This is a genomic window from Micromonospora cynarisoli, assembly GCF_030518815.1.
In the GTDB taxonomy this organism is placed as follows: Bacteria; Actinomycetota; Actinomycetes; order Mycobacteriales; family Micromonosporaceae; genus Micromonospora; species Micromonospora wenchangensis.
Genome location: NZ_CP130426.1, coordinates 2,305,944 through 2,325,759, shown reverse-complemented (window position 1 = coordinate 2,325,759; position 19,816 = coordinate 2,305,944). Strand labels below are relative to the sequence as shown.

Below are 19,816 nucleotides of genomic sequence, written 5' to 3'. Positions count from 1 at the left end.
GTGCTTGAAGGCATTGACGACAACACCCTCGACGAGGTCGCCCGCGTCGCCTGCGGGGGAGACGACTACCCGGTCTACCGGCGCGGCGGAGAACTCCCCAAGCTGCTGCAGCAAGCTGGCTGGGACAACGTAGCCCGCTACAACAACGAACCACGCCGCGCCTGGCTCACCAACCAACTCCGTGCTCGCCGGCACGTGCCCGGGGCGATCGACGCCTTCGTGTGCCGCCTCGCCGACCGGCGAGAGTACGTTCACCGCAACGAACCTCTCGCCGCAGCGGAAGTCACCCAACTACTCAACACGATCCTCGCCACTGAAGGCTTCGAGATCGCGCACAGCCAAGGACGACCCATCATCCGGCCCTACAAGCCGCCAACCGACCAGGAACAGCAAACCCCAGACGTGATACTGCACGTCGCCATGGCCGACCTCGTCCGCGACGCCGACCTTGCCACCGTGCTCGAAAGTCGGCTCAACGAAGCCCGCATCTGCGACCGCAACGGCGCCTACGCCAGCGCCGTCATCATGCTCGGCAGCCTCCTCGAAGGCGTGCTGCTCGACGCGGTAAAAGCCCGCATGCCGGACTCCGAAAAACCGCTTGAGCGGTGGACGCTGCATGACCTCATTGAAACGGCCCACCGAGAAAAATGGATTCAAGCCGACGTCCGCGGCTTCGCCGGCAAATTGCGGGAGTATCGCAACCTCGTCCATCCGAACGCGCAGGTAAAGATTGGCCACGCTCCAGATCGGGATACGGTAAGCATGTGCTGGCCCGTGATCAATGCAGCCTTGAACGACCTCGCGGCAACCGCCACATGATCGATGCGCAACCGAAGGGTGCCGGGGCCGGCTGAGCGGACATCGGCGGGGGAGAGGTGTGTTACAGCCGAGTACGGTAGCCGACGCTGTGGACCCTATTGGCCTACGGCCGCCCGGTCACCGCGCGCAGGCCGGAAGCCTGATCAGCGTGCAAGGTGGCCGGGCCAGGTATTCGGCGAGCCTGCGCACGCTCCACCGGGTGAACGGCTGGTCGCGGGCGGGCGGGTGGTGGCCGACGTGACGATGAACGCTTGGTCGCCCTCGCTGGTCCGGTGGGCACAGCCACCCACCCAGCTGCCACCCCAACACCCTGACCCTCGACCACCACCAGACCGCGAACGCCGACCGGCGTGTCACCCAACCCGGCCGACCTCCCCCAGCACTCTGAAGGTGTCGAGGCTGGAGCGTCTCGCTCAGGTACGCCGCTAGATCAACGGGATTGCCGTCGACAGCATCGGGACCTGTTGGGTTTTGGTTTGTGTTGCCCCTCGGACACGTACAGTTACCCAACAGTAATCAGCGTCAGGCGTAGCCTCGACGCTGATTTTGTTTTTACCGGGGTTGTAGGTGAGGGCGAGTCGTAGCTCCCGGTAGACGGTGCTCTTGTCCCTGCTGTCGGCGTCTCGCAGGGTGTTGCGGATGTCGTCGAAGCTGCCGACGAGGTGTCGGATGTTGTCCTCGGTGAGGCGGTGGGGAGCGGGTGGTTGGGCTGCCGCTGCTGTGTCGCGTTGGGCGAGGGCGGCGGCGCGTTGGGCGTTGACCTCGGCCATCCAAGCGGCGACGGTGGCGGGGTCGCCTCCGGCGTCCGTGCTGGGCAGCGGTCTGCGCCGTGGTCGCCCACCGTGCCAACCGTCGGGATCTGGTGCTGCCGATCCTGTCGAACAACCGATTCGAACACCACCTGACGGGCTGTGTCGGCTCCCTGGTCCAGAGCACGCTCGCCACCGTCGAGGTCGGCGACAGGGACTTCGACGAGCTGGTAGGCCACACCTGGGCTGCAGTGATGGAGGCCAGCCGCCACGCCAGGTACGACGCGGCCAAGCGATCCGCCGTGGACGAACTGGTCGAGCACGAACGCGGCCTGCGCATCAACTACGATCCCTTGTTCAACAGCCTCGTGCCCGAATCATGGTCCGGGCTCACCGGGGGCGTTGGCTTCCAGGCCGGGCGGATCGACGCCGCGCTCGCCCAGACCCGGCTGCTGCGGCGCCCGATGCCGCGTGCCGGTACACCGATCCGGTTCAGCCTCAATCAGCTCGACGGATGCCTGCGGCTCGACGCGTGGAGCTCCGACTTCGGCCTGATGCCGCGGGCCGAACTCGAATCGGTGCTACTGGCGACCGAACGCGTGCTGGTCGCCGCCGCACCCGGTGACCTGCCCCGCGCTCGGACGCCTGAAGTCATCGGGCTGGAGTCCATCACGGGCATGCCGGACCGGATTCTGGCCGACTCCTGCTGGGTCGACGTGGCCGACGTGCAACGCCTCGTGGGGGCGGCGGTCGCGCCCGCCGTGGCACACGTCTTCGCCGAGGTCGGCGGCCGCCCGCTGGTCGCTCACCTCACCGCCACCGCTACCGTCCGTACGCCGGAACAGGCGCACGCCCGCTGCATGGCCATCCTCGCCGACCACCCCACAGCCATCACCCCACGCCAGTACGTCATCTGCGACGCCGCGCCGTCCGATCCGGCCGATCCCGCGGGCTGGCCGGCGCCTTCGGCCACCGGCTCCGGTCGCCGTTGACGGTCGCGGATCAGGGCCGCCTATGTCCTACCCGCATTGATCCGTCACGCCGATCGCCGTCGAGATGACCATCGACGAGACCGTTCGCGCCCAGCAGCGGCATGCGACCCTGGGTCCGTCGCGCCCGCCCGGCTTCTCGCACGGCAGGAGACGGTAGGGCGTCACCGGCCGTGGGAAGGTGAAGACGCATCCAGGGGCGGCGGTCGATGGCCGGACCGGTCGTCGCCGTGCGCCACGGTGCCGCAGCCGTTCCGGGAGCGGTCCTGCGTGTCGACCATCTGCAACCTCAGGAGAGACCATGGTCCGTTCCGCGCTCCGCCGCGGCCTGCCCGCCGTCGTCGCGGCCGTGGCTGTCGTCCTGTCGGTGGGAGCCGCCGCCCCCGCCGCCCAGGCCCGGCCGGCGTCGCTGCCCTCGACGACCCGGTTCTACACGCCGCCGCCCCCGCCGGCCGCGATCAGCCAGATCGCCGACCTGGCCCGGTCCGGCCACGGACGGGACGCCCTGCTGTTGACGCGGATGGTCACCACCCCGCAGGCGGTCTGGTTCACCGGTGGCACCCCCGCGCAGGTGCGGTCGAAGGTGCGGCAGACCGTGACGGCGGCGGCCCGGCAGAACAGCGTCCCGGTGCTGGTCGCCTACAACATCCCCTTCCGGGACTGCGTCCAGTACGCCGCGGGCGGCGCCCGGAACACCGCCGAGTACTTGGCGTGGATCGACGCCTTCGCCGCCGGCATCGGCGGTCGACGTGCCGTCGTCCTGCTGGAGCCGGACAGCCTCGGCATCATCCCCTTCCACACCGACCTGTGGGGCGAGCAGGAGTGGTGCCGGCCGACGGACGCCGCCGGGAACCCGCCGCCGGGCGCCTCCTCCGCCGAGCACTTCGCCGCGCTCACCGGCGCGGTGGACCGGCTGACCCGCCAACCCCACGTCAGCCTCTACCTCGACGGCACGCACAGCGACTGGCTGGGCGTGGACGAGAGCGCGTACCGCCTGGTGAAGGCCGGCGTCCAGCGGACGCAGGGCTTCTTCCTCAACTCGGAGAACTTCCAACCCACCGAACACGAACGCAAATACGGCACCTGGATCTCGCAGTGTGTGGCGTTCGCGAACAACCCGGACGACGGCGGCTGGCGACTGGGCCGTTACGACCGCTGCGGCAGCCAGTACAGCCCCGCCGACCACACCGACTTCAGCACCTGGGTGCTGACCGACAAGTGGTACGCCGAGAACCTCGGCCGGGCGGTGCCGACGACGAGGTTCGTCATCGACACCAGCCGCAACGGCAACGGCCCCAACATGATGGGCGAGTACGCCGGTGCGCCCTACCACCAGCCGCCCGCCGTGGTCGACGCGCTGGCCGAGGGGAACTGGTGCAACCCACCCGGTCGGGGCCTCGGCCTGCGCCCGACCGCGAACACCGGCGTGCCGCTGCTGGACGCGTACCTGTGGGTGAAGCCTCCCGGCACGTCCGACGGGACCTGCGACATCGCCGGTGGCGCGCGGGCCTGGGACTTCAGCCGGTACAACCCGTGGCGGGTGACGCCGGAGCAGCAACGCCGCTTCGACCCGCTGTGGGGCGTGGTGGACCCGCCCTTCGGGCAGTGGTTCGGAGTCTCCGCCCTGGAGGTGGCCCGGCGGGCCGACCCGCCGCTGACGCACTGAGCCCGGCCCAGGCCCGGGCCGCCCGCGACACACCGCCGACCGCGCCCGTCACGTCCGGTAACGACGTGGCGGGCATGGTCGTTTCCGTGGGTTGGGTGGCCGGCGGGCAGGCCCGGTGCGAAAAGTACGGGCGGGTGTGTCCATCACCGGGTATCCCGTTCGTCGTATGCAGGAGAGGGCCGACCGGGACCGGTCACCGGCCCCGGCTGAGGCCGCGGTGGTGGCACGATCACGACTGGAGGAATGACCATGAGGTACATGATGCTGATCTGTGAGGACGAGTCCGTCGCCTTCACCGAGGAGGAGGACCGGGCGACGATGGCGGCCATCGACGTCTGGGTGCGGGAGATGAACGACCGTAACGTCCGGGTGCAGGGCAACCGCCTGCGGCCGGTCAGCGACGCGACCGCCGTTCGGGTACGCGGCGGCGAGGTGCTCCTCGCCGACGGGCCGTTCGCCGAGGCGAAGGAGCAGATCGCCGGATACGACATCATCGACTGCGCCAACCTCGACGAGGCGATCGAGGTGGCGGCCAAGCATCCGGTGGCGGCCTTCGGCACGATCGAGGTGCGGCCGTTGCTGCCGGAGTGACGGCGCAGCCCTGCGCGACAGCACAGACCAGAGGCTCGGTGTGACGGCAGAGACGATCGGCGAAGCGGTCCGGGTGGCCGTGCAGGACACCTACCGCGAGCAGTGGGGGCGCATCGTCGCCACGGTGATCCGCCTGACCGGGGACTGGGACCTGGCCGAGGAGTGCGCCCAGGACGCCTTCGCGCAGGCCCTGGAGCGTTGGCCGCGGGACGGCGTGCCCCACCGCCCCGCGGCCTGGCTCACCACCACCGCCCGCAACCGGGCCCTGGACCGGCTGCGCCGCTCGGCGGTCGAGGCGGCCAGGCTGCGGGAGGTGGCGGTGCTCACCGAGGAGAACCTCGACGGGATCGGTGCGACAGCGGACGCCAGCGGCATCACCGACGACCGGCTACGGCTGATCTTCACCTGTTGCCATCCGGCGTTGGCGCTGGAGGCCAGGGTCGCGTTGACCCTGCGCACCCTCGCCGGGCTCACCACCGCCGAGATCGCCCGCGCCTTCCTGACCAGCGAGGCGACCATGGCCAAGCGCCTGGTCCGGGCCAAACGCAAGATCCGGCACGCCGGCATCCCGTACCGGGTGCCCCCGGCGCACCTGCTGCCCGAGCGGGTCCACGGCGTGCTCGGCGTGCTGTACCTGATGTTCAACGAGGGCCACACGGCCAGCGCCGGGCCGAACCTGGTCCGGCAGGGGCTCTGCGACGAGGCGATCCGGCTGGCCCGTACCCTCGCCGGGTTGATGCCCGACGAGCCCGAGGCGCTCGGGGTGCTCGCGTTGATGCTGCTGCACCACGCCCGACGCGGGGCGCGGCTCGACGGCGCCGGTGAGCTGGTCACGCTGGAGGAGCAGGATCGCTCCCGCTGGGACCGCGCCGCGATCGCCGAAGGGCTGGCCCTGCTGGACGAGGCGATGCGGCGGGCCCGGCCCGGCCCGTACCAGATCCAGGCGGCGATCGCCGCCTGCCACGCCTCCGCGCCCCGCGCGCAGGACACCGACTGGACCCGGATCGCCGCGCTCTACCAGCGGCTGGCCGGGCTGGTGCCGTCGGCGGTGGTGCAGGTCAACCGGGCGGTGGCGGTGGCGATGGCCGAGGGACCGGCGGCCGGCCTGCGCCTGGTGGACGAGCTGACCGCCGACGCCGCCACCTATCGACTGCTGCCCGCCGTCCGGGCCGACCTGCTGCGCCGCCTGGGCCGGCACCGGGAGGCGGCGACCAGCTACCGGGAGGCGCTGGCGTTGCCGGCCAGCGAGCCGGAACGCCGCTACCTTACCCGGCGGCTGGCCGAGCTGGGGGAGGAAGCGGCCGGCCCGCCGCCCGGCGTCGTCGAGCGTGGCTGAGCCTCGGTTCAGTACGGCAGGGCGCGGACCTGCCGGGCCAGCGCCTCGGTGAGGCGTACCGAGCGGCCGATCCGGTGCGCCTCCGTGAGCAGGTCCGGGCCCCAGCGGGGCCAGAGCCCGGCGAGCCGGGAGGTGAGCAACACGGTCTCCACCGCGTCGTCGGCCAACGACGTGCGCAGGCCGATCGCGTGGTGTGCCGTGTGCGGGCTGCCGGAAGCGGCCTTCGCCAGCAGGTCGGCGTCGAAGTCCACCAACGCCGCGCGGCGCAACCCCGCCGGCAGGCGGCCGCCCGCGCCGAGGATGGCCGTCCCGCCCGCCGGGTCGAGGTGGGACAGTTCCCGCTCCACCTCGGCTGTCACATCGACCGCCCGCACCCGCTCGGCATGGGCGAGCAGGAACCGGTAGTTGTCCTCCAGATCCAGCAGATTGGTCCGCTGCATCAGCTTCCAGATGATCTCCACGGGGGGCTCGGGATGCTTGGTGAGGAACGGCTGCACGTTGGCCTTGCCGTCGACCATGTTCGCGTCCCGGTCCCGGCCCTGGGGCGCGTGCAGCCCCCATGCCGTCCGGGTCAGGCGGAAGCCGACACCGTCCTTGAACAGTCGGTAGCCGAGTTCCAGATCCTCCACGCCCCAGCGGCGGAACTCCTCGTCGAAGCCGCCGACCCGCCAGAAGTCCTCGGCGCGCACGGAGCAGTTCAGCGACCAGAACAGCACCCACGGCGTGGCCAGCAACCCCAGGTCGAAGTCACCGGCGGCGAACTGTCGGTGCCTCGGGTCGGCGAAACTCGGCACGTCGCGGTACCGGGCGACGACGTCCTCGGGCAGCACCCCGTCCATCGCCTCCGCCAGGCCGGGCATCGTGCCGTCGATGTCGTAGCCCCAGGAGTAGCCGATCAGCGCGGTGCGCCCGGCCCCGGCGTGCTCGGCGAGGAGGAGTTCCAGGAAGTCCGGGGCGACGAAGGTGCCGGTGTCCAGGAAGACCAGGATCGGCGCGCGGGCCATCCGGGCGCCGGCGTTGCGCGCGGCCCCGGCCCGGAAGCCGTCGTCCGGCTGGAAGTGGTAGCGGATGGGCAGCGTGGCCGCGGCGTCGTTCACCACGGCGCGGGTGTCGTCGAACGAACCGTCGTCGGAGACGATGACCTCGAACATCTCGGTCGGCATCCGTTGCCGCGCCAGGTGCTCCAGCGTCTGGCGCAGCGTCTCGGCGCGGTTGTAGGTCGGGATGACGACCGACAGGTGCGGCTCGGTCGAGATGGGACGTGACATGGGCACCCTTCCGGTTTGGGCCACCGACGACAGTCTGACGACCGGCGGTGGCCGGCACATCTCCCAGCTTGCCGTCCTGTGCCGAAGGGCGGCGACGGCGGCGAGCGCATGTACGAAGATGCGCCCCGGGCGGCCGCGCCGGCACGCTGGGGCGGAGCTTCGTCGCCCGCCTGCCGCTCGGCGCGGGCCCGGACACCGGCACTGTGGCCACCGTGTCGCCGGGCGCGTCACCCGGTCGGACTGGCGTGCCGAGCCTCCCCCACCGCCGTCGAGCAGCGCCGGGGTGGGTCCGTTGCGCGTGATCGTCCCGAGGCCACCGTTGCGGTGCCGCCGACCCGCTGTCACCGGAGCCGACGAAAGGGTGACCCATGCCTGGCCCGATCGATCTGGTCGTACCGAACAACGGCGAGTTCAACGTCCGTAATCCGCGCGTGGACCTCGGCCCGCGGGCCACCGGCGGCTACCTCGATTTCGGCGCCTACCTCGCCGACCAGGCCGTCTTCTGGAGCACGGCGGACCGCGTGCTCCTGCTGCCGGCCGGCTACGACCCGCTGTGGTTCGCCGACGTGCACGAGGCGCTCGGGTCGGCGCCGCCGCCGGTGGTGTCGCCGCAGCCGCGTACCGGCCGGCTGTTGAGCGACCTGATGCACGACGCGGCCGCGCTGGCCACCCTGCGCCAGGCGCTCGGCGGACGCCCGGTCCGGCTGCTGTCCTGGGGCGCGACACCGGAGTTGTTCCTGCTGGTGGAGACCATCCGGAGCTGGGGACAGCGGGTGGACGTCGACGGTGTGACCCGCGAGAACGAGTGGGCCAGCCGCTACCTCGACTCGAAGCTCAGCTGCCTGGACCTGGCCCGGGACCTCAGGATCCCGACGGCACGGTCGGTCATCGTGGCCGACCGCGACGAGTTGCGCGGCGCGCTGGCCGCGACCCTGCGCCGGCACCCGCGGGCCATCGTCAAGAGCCCGTACGGGGTGGGCGGGCAGGGATCGGCCGTGGTGGACTCCGACGACGACAGCGTCGCCGGCTTCTGGGACCGGATGCACGACGACCCCTACTTCCGTACCTACCCGTTGATCGTGCAGGAGTTCGTCGCCCACGCCCCGGGCCTGGGCTGCCCCGCGCTCGACTTCCGGGTCGTCGACGGTGGCGTCGCCGACCTCGTGCTCAGCGCGGTGACCACCACGCGGGGGCACCTCTTCCAGAGCGTCAACGTCGGGGTGGGATCGCTGCCGACCGAGGTGGCCGATCGGATCGTCCCCCTCGGCCACCGGCTCGGCGCGGCGGCCGGGGAACTGGGGTTCCGGGGCTGGCTCTGCGTGGACCTGATCGCCGGCGCGGACGGGGAGATCTACCTGAGTGAGATCAACGCCCGCCGCAGCGGCGCCATGCACTCGATCGGCCTGCTCACCGCCTGGCGGGCGGAACGGGACCTGACCCTGTCGTCGCACGACCTGAGCAGCGTCCGCGGGCCGGGCCCGGTCTCCTACCGCGACCGGGTACGACCGGCCTTCCTGCGGGCCTGGGCGGCCGGGTTGCGGGTGTACCCGACGGCGGTGCGGGGGCTCGCCTTCCCGGAACCGATGATGGCGCTGGTCGCGGCCGGCTCCAGCGCCGCCGAGGCCGAGGCCGTCGTCCGGGACGTGCTGGCGCAGATCGACTCGCCCCCGACGCGCGCCGGGACCGGGCCGGGGGCGCCCACCCCGACGAGCTGCCCGACGCCCGCAGCCGGCTCGTCCGACGAGCCGCGCGACGCCGGCGGACCGCCCGGTCAGATGGCCGCGGCCGCCCGATGAGGACCGTCACGACCACCGGAGAATCTGTTAACCTCGATCGATTGCCGCGCATGTCGCCCGCGCGGATTCCGGTTCCCGGCACTGCTGCCCACCCACACGTGGTGACACGTGTGGGCGGGGCGGGCACCGCCGGGGCCGGGCGTCGGTCGAGCCGCTGACCACCAGGAGACAAGATGGCCAACTCGCGGCGCTGTAGCGTGGTGATCCCGACCTACGACCGGGCCGACCTGCTCGCCTACACACTGGAGTCGTTGAGCCGGCAGAGCCTGCCGACCGACCGGTTCGAGGTCCTGATCGGCGACGACGGGTCCACCGACCACACCGCGTCGGTGATCGACCGGTACCGGGACCGGCTCGACCTGCACCACCTCTTCCAGGAGCACGACGGCGTCGGGGTCACCCGGGCCCGCAACCGGTGCATCCGGCGCGCGACGGGTGAGATCTGCGTGCTGCTCGACTCCGGCGTCATGGCGCACTCCGGCCTGCTCGCCGCGCACCTGGCCCGCCACGAGTCGACGCCCGACCCGCTCGCGGTCATCGGCTACGTCTACGGCTTCACCCTCGACGGCGACGACAGCGAGCTGGAGCGGATGATCGACCCGTGGGACGCCGACGCGACGATCGCCGGGTTCGCCGCCCGGGGTGAGCATCCCGACGTGCGTGACGAGTTCTACCGTCGCTACCACGACGACTTCGCCGACCTGCCGGCCCCCTGGATCATGTACTGGACATGCAACGTCTCGGCGCGTACCAGCCAACTCCGCGACGTGGGGATGTTCGACGAGAGCTTCCGCAACACCGGTGGCGACGACCTGGACCTGGCCTACCGGTTGCACTGCGACGACGCCCGCTTCGTGCTCGACCGGGCCGCCAGCGCCGTGCACTACCCGCATCCCAAGGACTTCGCGCAGAACCTGAAGAGCATGATGGTCAACTACCACTGCATGATCGAGAAGTATCGCTCCCCGGTGATGCCGTTGCTGCTGGCTGCCCCGACGATCCACCCGTTCAACATCAACGACGTGATCGCCGCGCTCCGCCTGCCGCCTGCCGCCACCCGGATGGACGGGAAGCACGCCCGGTGACGACCTGGTGGAACACCGCGCTGGCGGAGCTCGCCAAGCGGTGGAGCATCGTGAAGATCCTGCCGCGCGCCGGGATGGGGCTGGTCGTCGGCCTCGCCACGATCAACGTGCTGCTGGGTGTCCTGCCGGTGGTCTTCGTGGTCGCCACGAGCGAACTGCTCGGCCGGGTGCCCGAGGCGGTCGCCGGCGGCACGGGCTCGGCGGTCTGGCGCACCGTGCTGGCCATCTTCGCGGTGGCCGCGGCGGCCTTCGTCGGCCAGCAGATCGTCGCGCCCTTCCAGGGCTCGCTCGGCGAACTGGTGGCCCGCCGGATCGACGGGCAGATGTTCGACGAGCTGATGGCCGCCGCCCTGCGCTCCCGGGGCATCGCACCGCTGGAGGACCAGGCGGCGCTGCAGGACCTCAGGGCGGCCGTCGCCGAGGTGCAGTACGGCTTCCAGAGCCCCGGCCAGGCCTGCGCCGGCCTGCTCGGCCTCGGCGCTCGGTACGTGCAGTTGATCGGCTACGCGGCGGTCATCGCGCTCGCGTTCGCCTGGTGGGCGGCCCTGGCCCTGGTCGTGGTGGTGCTGCTGTTCCGCTACGGCCAGCGCAACGGCATCCGCCACTACTCCCGGCTGCGCTACGCCCTCGACGGGCCCGAACGCAGGATCGACTACCTGCGTGACCTCGGCATCCAGCCGGCGGCCGGCAAGGAGATCCGCGTCTTCGGGCTCGCCGGCTGGCTGACCTCGACGCTCGAAGAGGCGTACCGGTCCTGGCTGGCTCCCCTCTGGGTAGCCCGCCGACGGCTCTATCTCTGGCCCTTCTTCCGGTACGCGGTGGTCGGGCTGGTGCTCACCGGCATGGTCTTCGCCTTCACCGGGACGGCCGCGGCCGAGCAGCTCACCCTCACCGGGTTCGCGCTGGTCATGCAGGCCAGCCTCGGTGCGCTGCGGCTGTCGGAGTTCTATCCCGAGGCGGACAACCAGATCGCCGTGGGAATGACCGCCTACGATGCCGTCGGGCGGTTCGCGGAGCGGGTCGACGCGTACCCGGCCGAGGTGCGCGACGGGGATCCGGCCCAGCCGGCCGCGGTCGCGCCGGCCGCCGTACCCGACCCGGTCGCCACAATCCACTTCGACCAGGTCTCCTTCTCCTACCCCCGGCAGGACCGGCTCGTCTTCGACCAGCTCGACCTGACGATCCCGGTGGGCCGCTGCACGGCGATCGTCGGCCTCAACGGGGCCGGCAAGACCACCCTGGTCAAGCTGCTCGCCCGGCTCTACGAGCCGACCGGCGGCGCGATCCGGGTCGACGGGGTCGACATCCGCACGTACCCGGTCGTGCAGTGGCGTCGCAAGCTCGGCGTCATCTTCCAGGACTTCGCCCGCTACGAGATCTCGGCCGCGGTGAACATCGGCTACGGCGCGATCGAGGCGGCCGACGACCGCGAGGGCATCGAGCACGCGGCCCGGGCCGCCGGCATAGCCGACGACCTGGGCCGGCTGCCCCGGGGGCTGGACACGCCGTTGACCAAGCAGACCGCCGGCGGCACCGACCTGTCCGGCGGGCAGTGGCAGCGGGTGGCGCTGGCCCGTGCCCTGTTCGCGCTGCGCCACGGCTCACCCGTCGTGGTCCTCGACGAGCCCACCGCGAGTCTCGACGTCCGCGCCGAGGCCCGGTTCTTCGACGAGTTCGCCGAACTGACCCAGGGCGCCACCACCCTGCTGATCTCACACCGCTTCTCCACCGTGCGGCAGGCCGACCACATCGTCGTGCTGACCGACGGCAAGGTCGCCGAGCAGGGCAGCCACGACGAACTGGTCGCTCTCGACGGCCGGTACGCCCGGCTGTTCCGGTTGCAGGCCGACAGGTTCACCGGCACCGCGCAGCCCGAGGAGGTGGCGACGTGATCAACGTACTCGCCGGTTGTCGGCAGCTCCTGGGCACCGCCTGGCGGATGGACCGCGCCCGCACGATCGCCTCGATCGTCCTGATGGCCTGCGGCGCGGTCGCGGCGCCCCTGCTCGCCGTCGGCCTCGGCGCGATGACCGACGCCGTGGTGGCGGGGCGCTGGCGCGACGGGGCGCTGTACGGCGTCCTGGTCGCCGTCGCGGCCATCGTCTCGCTCACCTTCAGCCACTTCGCCCACGTGCTCTACTTCGAACTGTCCGAACTCGCCGAGATCGACTTCGACCGCAAACTGATCGCCCTCTCCAACGGGGCTGTCGGCATCGCCCACCACGAGCAGGCCGAGCAGGCCGACTCGCTGACCGTCCTGCAACACGAGGGCCGCCGCTTCCGCACCGGGCTGGAGGCGCTGTTCGGCGGGGTGAGCCTGGTGCTCGCCATGGTGGTGACCGCCGTGTTGCTGGCCCGGCTGCACCCGCTGCTCCTGCTGCTGCCGCTGGCGGCGATCCCCCCGCTGTACACCGGGCGGCTGGCCGAGCGGCGGCTCGACGCGGCCAAGACCGCCAACGCCGAGTCCGTCCGCCTCTCGCTCAACCTGTTCGGCCTGGCCACCTCCTCCCGCCATGCCGGCGAGGTACGGGTCTTCCGGCTGGAGGAGCAGCTGCGCCACCGGCGTGCCGAGTTGTGGGCGAACGCCACCGCCGGGCTGCACCGGGCGCGGACCGCGGCCGCCGTCACCCAGGTGGCCGGGCAGCTGGTCTTCGCCGCCGCGTACGTGGGCGGCGTCCTGCTGATCCTGCGCGACGCCACCACCGGGCGGCACAGCGTCGGCGCGGTGGTGCTCGCCGTGGCCCTCGCCGCCCAGGTCAACCAGCAGGTCACCACGGCGGTCGCGCTGATGCAGGACCTCTACCGGATGGCCAGCACCTACCGCCGGCTGGAACAGATCAGCGCCACGGTCGCCGGGCCCGACCCGACGTCCGCCGGTCACCCCCCGCCGGAGCGGCTACGGGCCGGCATCGTCTTCGACGACGTCGAGTTCAGCTACCCCGCCAGCGACGCGGTCGCGCTGCGCGGCGTCGACCTCGCCCTGCCCGCCGGGTCCGTCGTCGCGGTCGTCGGCGAGAACGGAGCCGGCAAGACCACCCTGGTCAAGCTGCTGTGCGGCTTCTACCAGCCGACCCGGGGCCGGCTGCTGGTCGACGGCGTGGACCTGCGCGAGCTGCCCATCGAGGCCTGGCGGCAGCGGATCGCCGCCGGCTTCCAGGACTTCGTCCGCTACGAGCTGCTCGCCCGGCAGGCGGTGGGCGTGGGCGACCTGGCCCAGATCGACGACGCCGCTGCGGTGCGGGCGGCGCTGGACCGCGCCCGGGGCGCCGACCTGCTCGACCACCTGCCGGACGGGCTGGAGACCCCGCTCGGCAAGAGGTACGCCGACGGCGCGGAACTCTCCGGTGGACAGTGGCAGAAGCTGGCGCTCGGCCGGGCGCTGATGCGCCAGACCCCGCTGCTGCTGGTGCTCGACGAGCCTACCTCGGCGCTGGATCCGGAGGCCGAGCACGGCCTGTTCGAACGGTACGCCGAACAGTCCCGCCGGGTCGCCGCGGTGACCGGTGCGATCACCGTGCTCGTCTCGCACCGGTTCTCCACCGTCCGGATGGCGGACCGGATCATCGTCGTGCGCGACGGCCGGATCGCCGAGGTGGGCAGCCACGCCGAGCTGGTCCGCGCCGGCGGCCAGTACGCCGAGCTGTACGCGCTCCAGGCCAGGGCCTACCAGTGACGGTCCGGCGCGTGCCGGCCCGGCACCCGGTGGGCGTCGCCGCCCGCCGCCGCGCCGCGGTCGGGGTTCTCCGCCGCCGCGGGTCGGCGCAGGACGGCAAGCTGCGAGATGTGCCGGCGGAGCCCGGTCGACAGACTGGTGACCGGTGAGCCAACTCGGAGGGTGACATGTCGACCTCAATCCGCAACGGCGCGCACCTGTCGGTGGTCATCCCCACCTTCAACCGCAGCCGGATGCTCCGGCAGACCCTGGGAAACCTGGCGCGTCAGCGGCTGCCGACGGACTCGTTCGAAGTCATCGTCGCCGACGACGGGTCGTCCGACGACACCCGTGCGGTGGTGCGGGAGGCGGCGCGGACGCTGCGCATCCGGTACCACTTCCAGCCGGACGAGGGCTACCGGGTGGGTGCGGCGCGTAACGCCGGCGCCGGGTTGGCCACGGCCCCGATCCTGCTGTTCCTGGACACCGGCGCCTTCGTCGGACCGGACTACCTGGCGGGTCACCTCGCCGCGCACGTCGGCGGGGAGCGCACGGCGGTGGCCGGCTACGTCTACGGGTACGACATCGGCGGGGTCACCACGCCCGGCCTGTCGTCGGCTGCCGCCGAGCTGCCGCCCGAGCAGGTCGTCGCCCGGTTTACCGGCGACCCGAGCTTCGCCGACACCCGTCAACCGCAGTTCGTCGACTGTGACTTCGACCTCGGGCGGCTGGCCGCGCCGTGGGTGCTCTTCTGGGGGATGAACTGCTCCCTGCGCGCCGACGACTTCCGGCGGCTGGGCGGCTTCGACGAGGACTTCCGCGGCTGGGGCCTGGAGGATCTGGAGTTCGCCTACCGGATGTTCAAGGACGGCGTCGGCATCCGCCTCAGCCGGCAGGCGTGGGCGCTGCACGCCCCGCACGAGCGGGACATGGACGCGCTCATGGCCGACTGCATGGTCAACCTGCGTCGGCTGACGGCGAAGCACCCCGAGCCGCCCATCGAGATCGTCTGGCGGCTGATGCAGCGCGCCAGCCCGCTGGACCTGGAGCTCAGCTACCAGGTCCTGCTCTCCTGGACGGATCGCGCGCGCCTGATCGACGTCGCCGACGAGCTGGCAACCGAGCTGCCCCGTCTGGACCTGACCGGCCGGCCGGTCGTCGTCGGCGCGGGTGGCCGGGTGCCGGCGGCCCTGCCCGCCGCGACCCTGCTGGACTTCGACGCGGGCCTGCTGGCCGAGGCGACCGCCGGCACCCCGCACGTGGGGCACCACACGATCGGCCTGCGTACCCCGTTGGACGACGACGCGGCGGACACCGTGGTCCTCACCTCCCGGCTGGCCGGGCTCTGGCCCCGCTGGGGTGAGGCCCTGCTGGCGGAGGCGCACCGCATCGGCCGGTCCGTCCACCTGACCGACGCGCTCGCCCGGCGGACCGGTGCCGCCGCACCGGGTTGAGCTGAGCCGTCCCGGCCCGCCCCCGCGCAGCGTGGTGCGGCGAGAACCTTCCGCGTTCGTGTTATAGACGCAGCAGAGGACCACAGGGAACGTCACGAGGAGGAGCACATGGCACGACTTCGGCTCGGCAGCATCCTGCTTGGCACCACCGATCCCGAACGCCTGCGCGCCTGGTACGTCGCCGCCTTCTCCCCGACGGTGACGCCGTCGGGGTTTCTCGACTTCGGCGGGTTCGACATGCTGGTGGACGGTCGTGACGACATCGCCGGCAAGAACGCCGAACCGGGTCGCATGATCCTCAACTTCGAGGTCGACGACGCCCGTGCGGTCGCCGCCCACCTCGACACCATGGGGGTGGTGTGGCTCGCGCCCCTGGAGGAACGCGAGGACGGGCTGTTCGGCACGCTGCTCGACCCGGACGGCAACTACGTCCAGGTCATCCAGCTCAGCGAGGAGTACCTCGCGGCACAGCAGGGTGACCGGCCGCCGGCGGATGAGGCGTTGGCGCTCTCGCCGGCGTTCAACGGATTCTCCGTCGACGACATCCCGGCGGCGAGGAGGTTCTACGGCGAGACGTTGGGCCTCGATGTCTACGAGGAGTACGGCATGCTCCACCTGCGGCTGGCCGGCGGTCGGGAGGTGCTCGTCTACCCCAAGCCCGAGCACCAGCCCGCCACCTACACGATACTCAACTTCCCGGTCGACGACATCGAGCAGGCGGTGGACATGCTGGTCGGCCGGGGCGTGCGGTTCGAGGCGTACGACCACGTCGACGCCAAGGGGATCTACCGGGGCGAGGGCCCTCCGATCGCCTGGTTCCGCGACCCGGCCGGCAACATCCTGTCCGTGTTGCAGGAGTGACCCGGCGTGACCATCCGCCCCGGTCGGGACGGGCGCGACGCGCACCCGCCCCGACCGGGGTGCCGTCACTCCGCCAGGGCCTTGATGCCGTGCAGGCAGCTCCATGTTGGTGCGTGGCTCGCCGAGACGGGACGCGACGATCGTCTCCTCGTGCTCTGGAGCCTCGTCGATGACCAGGCTCAGCCCGGAGCGGCCGGGGTCGATCCGCACCGAATGGCCCAGCCGGGTGCCGGTCGACTCGGGCGTGAGCGCGAAGAGCTTCCACCCGATGCAACTCGGGGCTCAGCCGGGGTGGGAGGTGGCTGTCGGTCACCAGCCCCAGAGCTGTGCCGGGCTCGTCTCGACGTAGACCTCGCAGGTCAGGCTCGGTCCATCGGGATACCGCACTGTCGCTGCCACCTGTCCGCCCCCGACCCGTCCTGGTCGGCCTGACCCGGTGGTAGAGGTCGAGCCGGTTCGGCACCACCGGGTGCGGCGCGGATGGTCGCTCGGGTGTCGACCTGGCACGGCGCCGGGCGCTAGTCGCACTGCACCAGGCCGGCCCGGATGGCGTTGATCGCGGCGGTGGTCCGGTTGGGCGAGTCAAGCTTGAGCATGATGCTCGCCACCAGCCGCTTCGCGCCGTGACTGGAGATGGACAACCGGCGGGCGATCTGCTTGTTGCTCAACCCCTTCACCAGCAGGGTGAGGGCTTCGGTCTCTCGGGCGGTCAGGTTCACCGTCCGGGTACGGGTGCCCGGCCCTGGCTCGTCGGCCCGGGCGAGCAGGGCACGGGTCAGCGCGGGCGGCATCGGCAGCTCTCCGCGACGACTGCGCCGCAGGGTGTCGCTGAGCAGGTCGGCGGTGAGACGTTGCTGGGACACGAAGCCGTCCACCGGCATCGAGGCGAGCTGGGTGACGTTGGTGGTGGTCGCCTCGTCGACCAGCAGAATGACGTGGGTGCTGCCGCGAACCGCCCGGCCTTCGTTCTCCAGCCAGTGCGCCTCCGGCGGCGCGACGATGAGGAAGTCGATCCCACCGAACCGCGACAGCGTCTCGTAGTCCGCCCGCGACCCGCACCGGTGCACGGTCGACACCTCCGGCACACTGCCGAGCACCGCCTCGATGCCCCTGCCGAAAACCTCGTTGTCCACCAGTACCGCGACGGTCATCGTGTCGTGGTCGACCTCCAGCATGCCGTGCATGTCATTACCTCCACTGTGTCGCCAGAGATGTGCTGAGGCCGGCGGCGGACGTCGTACCCTCGCCGATCGGCTAGGCCCGATCGGCGAGGCGGCGGCGCGGGGACGCCTGGACTAGGGTGGTAGTCGCGTCGCCGAACGCGCCCGCCCCGGCCCGTGCGAGCCGCGGCGGCGGACGAGCCGGGCGTCCGCCGGCCCTCGTGCGTCCGGGTCGCCCCCGCACGTCGACCCCCGCCGGATGGCGTGAGTCGTCTCCGCCGACCTCCATCGGCTACAGACCCATCGTGCTATCGGCAGGCGGGGACGCTCATCTCCTGACTTGCGCAGTGACCGACCAGCGCCCTGCCGCGTACGCGCCGGTGGGCCGCCATCCGTCACGGATGGCGGCCCACCGGCGCGTACGCGGTCCGGATCAGACGGGGTCGACCAGCGCGTACGCCCGGACCGGGAAGGTGCCCATGCCGGCCACGGCGACCGGCGCGGCGTGGAAGCGGAAACCCTCCGCCGGCAGCGCCGCCAACCCGCACAGGTGCTCGACGATCGGGATGCCGGTGGCCAGCAGGCCGGTGTGCGCCGGCCGGTGCAGGTCGGCCATGTCGTCGATGTTCACCGAGTCGATGCCGACCACCGCCGGCCCCTGCGACACGAGCCAGGAGACCGCCTCGGCGGTCAGGAACGGATGACCGGGCGCACCGTACGCCTCGGTGCCCCAGTGCCGGTCCCAGCCGGTGCGGATCAGCACGGCCCGGCCGCTGACGGCGCAGCCGGCGAACGCGTCCGCGCCGATGCCCGGCGTCGGCGCGGACCCGACGTCGACGAGCACGCCCGGCACGTCCACCAGCCGCGACAGCGGCACCTGGGACAGGTCGCCGCCGTCGGCGAAGCGATGGAACGGCGCGTCCAGGTACGTCCCGGTGTTCGCCACCAGGGTCACCCGACCGATCTGGAACTCGGTGCCCGGCGCGTACCGGGCCCGGGACTCCTCCCGCGACAGGTGGTCCTCGATGTGCGGGCCGGGCAGACCCGGGTAGGTCGTCATGCCGTGCCGCACCACGTGCGACAGGTCGACCAGCCGGGCGGCGGACCCGGCTGCGGTCGGGGACGGCTGCGGTGCCGGTGTGTTCATCGACGTTCGCTCCGATCGGGTGCGGTGCCGTCGACCGCGGTGCGGGCGGTGTCGGCGAGGGTCATCAGCTGGTGCCAGGAGCCGTACCCGTAGTCGTCCATCCAGTGGTGGAAGTCGACGCCGAGCCGGGCGTAGTGCAACCCGTGCGGCGTGGCCAGCTTCAGCACCGTCACCGCACCCCGGTACAGCCGCAGCTGCACGGTGCCGGTCAACGGCTCGTCCAGCTCGGTCAGGCACCGCCGCAGCGTACGCCCGAGGTGGCTGAACCAGCCGCCCTGCACCGCCGTGGTGGTCCACTCGGTGGAGAGCTGCGCCCGTACCGCGTGTTCGCGCGGGCCGAGGACGGCGTTGGCCAGCGCCCGGTGCGCGGTCGTGATGACCGTCGCCGCCGGTGACTCCCGGACTTCGTGGTTCTTCACCCCGAACGCGGTGTCCTCCAGCCCGGAGTACCGGCCGACGCCGTGCCGGCCGGCCAGCTCGGTGAGCCGGGGCACCAGATCGTGCAACGGCAGCGGGGCCCCGTTCAGGGCCACCGGCAGCCCAGCCGCGAAGGCCAGGGTCAGCTCGGCCGGCTCCGCGGGGCAGTCGACCGCGTCCCGGGTGAGGGTGAACACCGACTCGTCGAGCCGGTTCTCCGGGGTCTCCAGGCTGCCGTTCTCGATGACCCGGGCCCACGGGTTGACGTCGACGCTGTGCACGGCGTCGGGCAGGGTGACGCCTGCCTCCGCCAGCCGGGCCTGCTTCTGCGCCCGGGTCACGTTCGAGCCCAGGAACGGCGCGACGACGTGCAGCTCCGGGTCCAGCGCGGCGACCGAGCGCCCGATCCGGGCCGTGCTGTTCTGCATGTAGGTCGCGGTGTGCCCGACGGCGTCGCCGCCGACCGTCCGGGCCACCCGGACCGCCGCCCGCGCCATCAGCGGTCGGCTCAACGTGGACCCGACCGGAAACTGGCCCTGGTAGTAGGCGTCGGCGTGGATCGCGGCGGGCAGCGCCTCGGTGAAGAACTCGTCGGTCACGTCGGCTTCCTGGTATGCCGCGCCGAACCGGGCGGCCAGCTCCCGGGCCCGGCCGTCGCCGTCCGGCGCACCGATGCGGACGTTCAGCGCGGTCGTGTCGACCGGCGCGTCCCGGAGCAGGTGCAGCAGGTAGGTGCCGTCCAGACCACCGGAGTACAGCAGCACCAGGTGCCGGGGCGGTCGGGCGGTCAACTCGTCCAGCGTGGTGATGAAACGACGCATCGTGG

16 protein-coding genes are annotated in these 19,816 nt (G+C 71.9%); 11 read left to right on the top strand and 5 right to left on the bottom strand.

Annotated features, from left to right (window positions below):
* A complete protein-coding gene (locus tag Q2K16_RS09450) occupies positions 1–819 on the top strand; it encodes a hypothetical protein (protein WP_302744807.1) in 819 nt (272 codons plus the stop codon).
* Positions 820–1,244: 425 nt separating this feature from the next.
* On the opposite strand, the gene Q2K16_RS09445 is transcribed toward Q2K16_RS09450, so the two are convergent.
* The gene (locus Q2K16_RS09445; protein WP_302744805.1) at positions 1,245–1,589 is read right to left on the bottom strand and encodes a hypothetical protein; all 345 of its coding nucleotides are present in this window, start codon (positions 1,587–1,589) and stop codon (positions 1,245–1,247) included.
* 92 nt (positions 1,590–1,681) lie between these two features.
* On the opposite strand from Q2K16_RS09445, the gene Q2K16_RS09440 reads away from it, so the two are divergent.
* The 4 genes from Q2K16_RS09440 (at position 1,682) to Q2K16_RS09425 (ending at position 6,150) form a co-directional block, all read left to right on the top strand.
* Positions 1,682–2,560, top strand: coding sequence for a hypothetical protein (locus Q2K16_RS09440; RefSeq protein ID WP_302744804.1), 879 nt, complete (start codon positions 1,682–1,684; stop codon positions 2,558–2,560).
* Positions 2,561–2,858: 298 nt separating this feature from the next.
* On the top strand, positions 2,859–4,223 hold the full coding sequence (locus Q2K16_RS09435; RefSeq protein WP_204959045.1) for a glycoside hydrolase family 6 protein: 1,365 nt from the start codon (positions 2,859–2,861) through the stop codon (positions 4,221–4,223).
* A gap of 249 nt (positions 4,224–4,472) precedes the next feature.
* Positions 4,473–4,814, top strand: a complete 342-nt coding sequence (locus Q2K16_RS09430) for a YciI family protein (RefSeq protein ID WP_204959044.1) — start codon at positions 4,473–4,475, stop codon at positions 4,812–4,814.
* Between the two features lie 40 nt (positions 4,815–4,854).
* A complete protein-coding gene (locus Q2K16_RS09425; protein WP_368052546.1) occupies positions 4,855–6,150 on the top strand; it encodes an RNA polymerase sigma factor in 1,296 nt (431 codons plus the stop codon).
* Between the two features lie 8 nt (positions 6,151–6,158).
* Here Q2K16_RS09425 and Q2K16_RS09420 read toward each other — a convergent pair whose 3' ends face one another.
* Positions 6,159–7,418, bottom strand: coding sequence for a glycosyltransferase (locus Q2K16_RS09420; RefSeq protein WP_302744803.1), 1,260 nt, complete (start codon positions 7,416–7,418; stop codon positions 6,159–6,161).
* A gap of 368 nt (positions 7,419–7,786) precedes the next feature.
* On the opposite strand from Q2K16_RS09420, the gene Q2K16_RS09415 reads away from it, so the two are divergent.
* The 6 genes from Q2K16_RS09415 (at position 7,787) to Q2K16_RS09390 (ending at position 16,266) form a co-directional block, all read left to right on the top strand.
* Positions 7,787–9,214, top strand: a complete 1,428-nt coding sequence (locus tag Q2K16_RS09415) for an ATP-grasp domain-containing protein (protein WP_302744802.1) — start codon at positions 7,787–7,789, stop codon at positions 9,212–9,214.
* A gap of 173 nt (positions 9,215–9,387) precedes the next feature.
* Positions 9,388–10,299 carry a glycosyltransferase family 2 protein gene (locus Q2K16_RS09410; RefSeq protein ID WP_204959041.1) on the top strand — a complete coding sequence of 304 codons (912 nt, stop codon included), beginning with the start codon at positions 9,388–9,390 and terminating at the stop codon, positions 10,297–10,299.
* Positions 10,296–12,191 (top strand): ABC transporter ATP-binding protein, encoded by a 1,896-nt coding sequence (locus Q2K16_RS09405; protein ID WP_281895994.1) that lies wholly within the window; start codon positions 10,296–10,298, stop codon positions 12,189–12,191. Before Q2K16_RS09410 ends, Q2K16_RS09405 begins: the two co-directional genes overlap by 4 nt.
* A complete protein-coding gene (locus Q2K16_RS09400; protein WP_302744801.1) occupies positions 12,188–13,972 on the top strand; it encodes an ABC transporter ATP-binding protein in 1,785 nt (594 codons plus the stop codon). The genes Q2K16_RS09405 and Q2K16_RS09400 overlap by 4 nt, the downstream gene beginning before the upstream one ends.
* A 167-nt stretch (positions 13,973–14,139) precedes the next feature.
* Positions 14,140–15,405 (top strand): glycosyltransferase, encoded by a 1,266-nt coding sequence (locus Q2K16_RS09395; RefSeq protein WP_302744800.1) that lies wholly within the window; start codon positions 14,140–14,142, stop codon positions 15,403–15,405.
* 108 nt (positions 15,406–15,513) lie between these two features.
* Positions 15,514–16,266 carry a VOC family protein gene (locus tag Q2K16_RS09390; protein ID WP_302744798.1) on the top strand — a complete coding sequence of 251 codons (753 nt, stop codon included), beginning with the start codon at positions 15,514–15,516 and terminating at the stop codon, positions 16,264–16,266.
* Between the two features lie 518 nt (positions 16,267–16,784).
* Here Q2K16_RS09390 and Q2K16_RS09385 read toward each other — a convergent pair.
* From Q2K16_RS09385 to Q2K16_RS09375, 3 genes are all read right to left on the bottom strand, one after another.
* Entirely contained in the window at positions 16,785–17,450 is a 666-nt protein-coding gene (locus Q2K16_RS09385) for a helix-turn-helix transcriptional regulator (RefSeq protein ID WP_302744796.1), read from the bottom strand.
* 409 nt (positions 17,451–17,859) lie between these two features.
* On the bottom strand, positions 17,860–18,573 hold the full coding sequence (locus Q2K16_RS09380) for a cyclase family protein (protein WP_302744794.1): 714 nt from the start codon (positions 18,571–18,573) through the stop codon (positions 17,860–17,862).
* On the bottom strand, positions 18,570–19,811 hold the full coding sequence (locus tag Q2K16_RS09375) for an argininosuccinate synthase domain-containing protein (protein WP_204959035.1): 1,242 nt from the start codon (positions 19,809–19,811) through the stop codon (positions 18,570–18,572). Before Q2K16_RS09375 ends, Q2K16_RS09380 begins: the two co-directional genes overlap by 4 nt.
* Positions 19,812–19,816 lie beyond the last annotated feature (5 nt).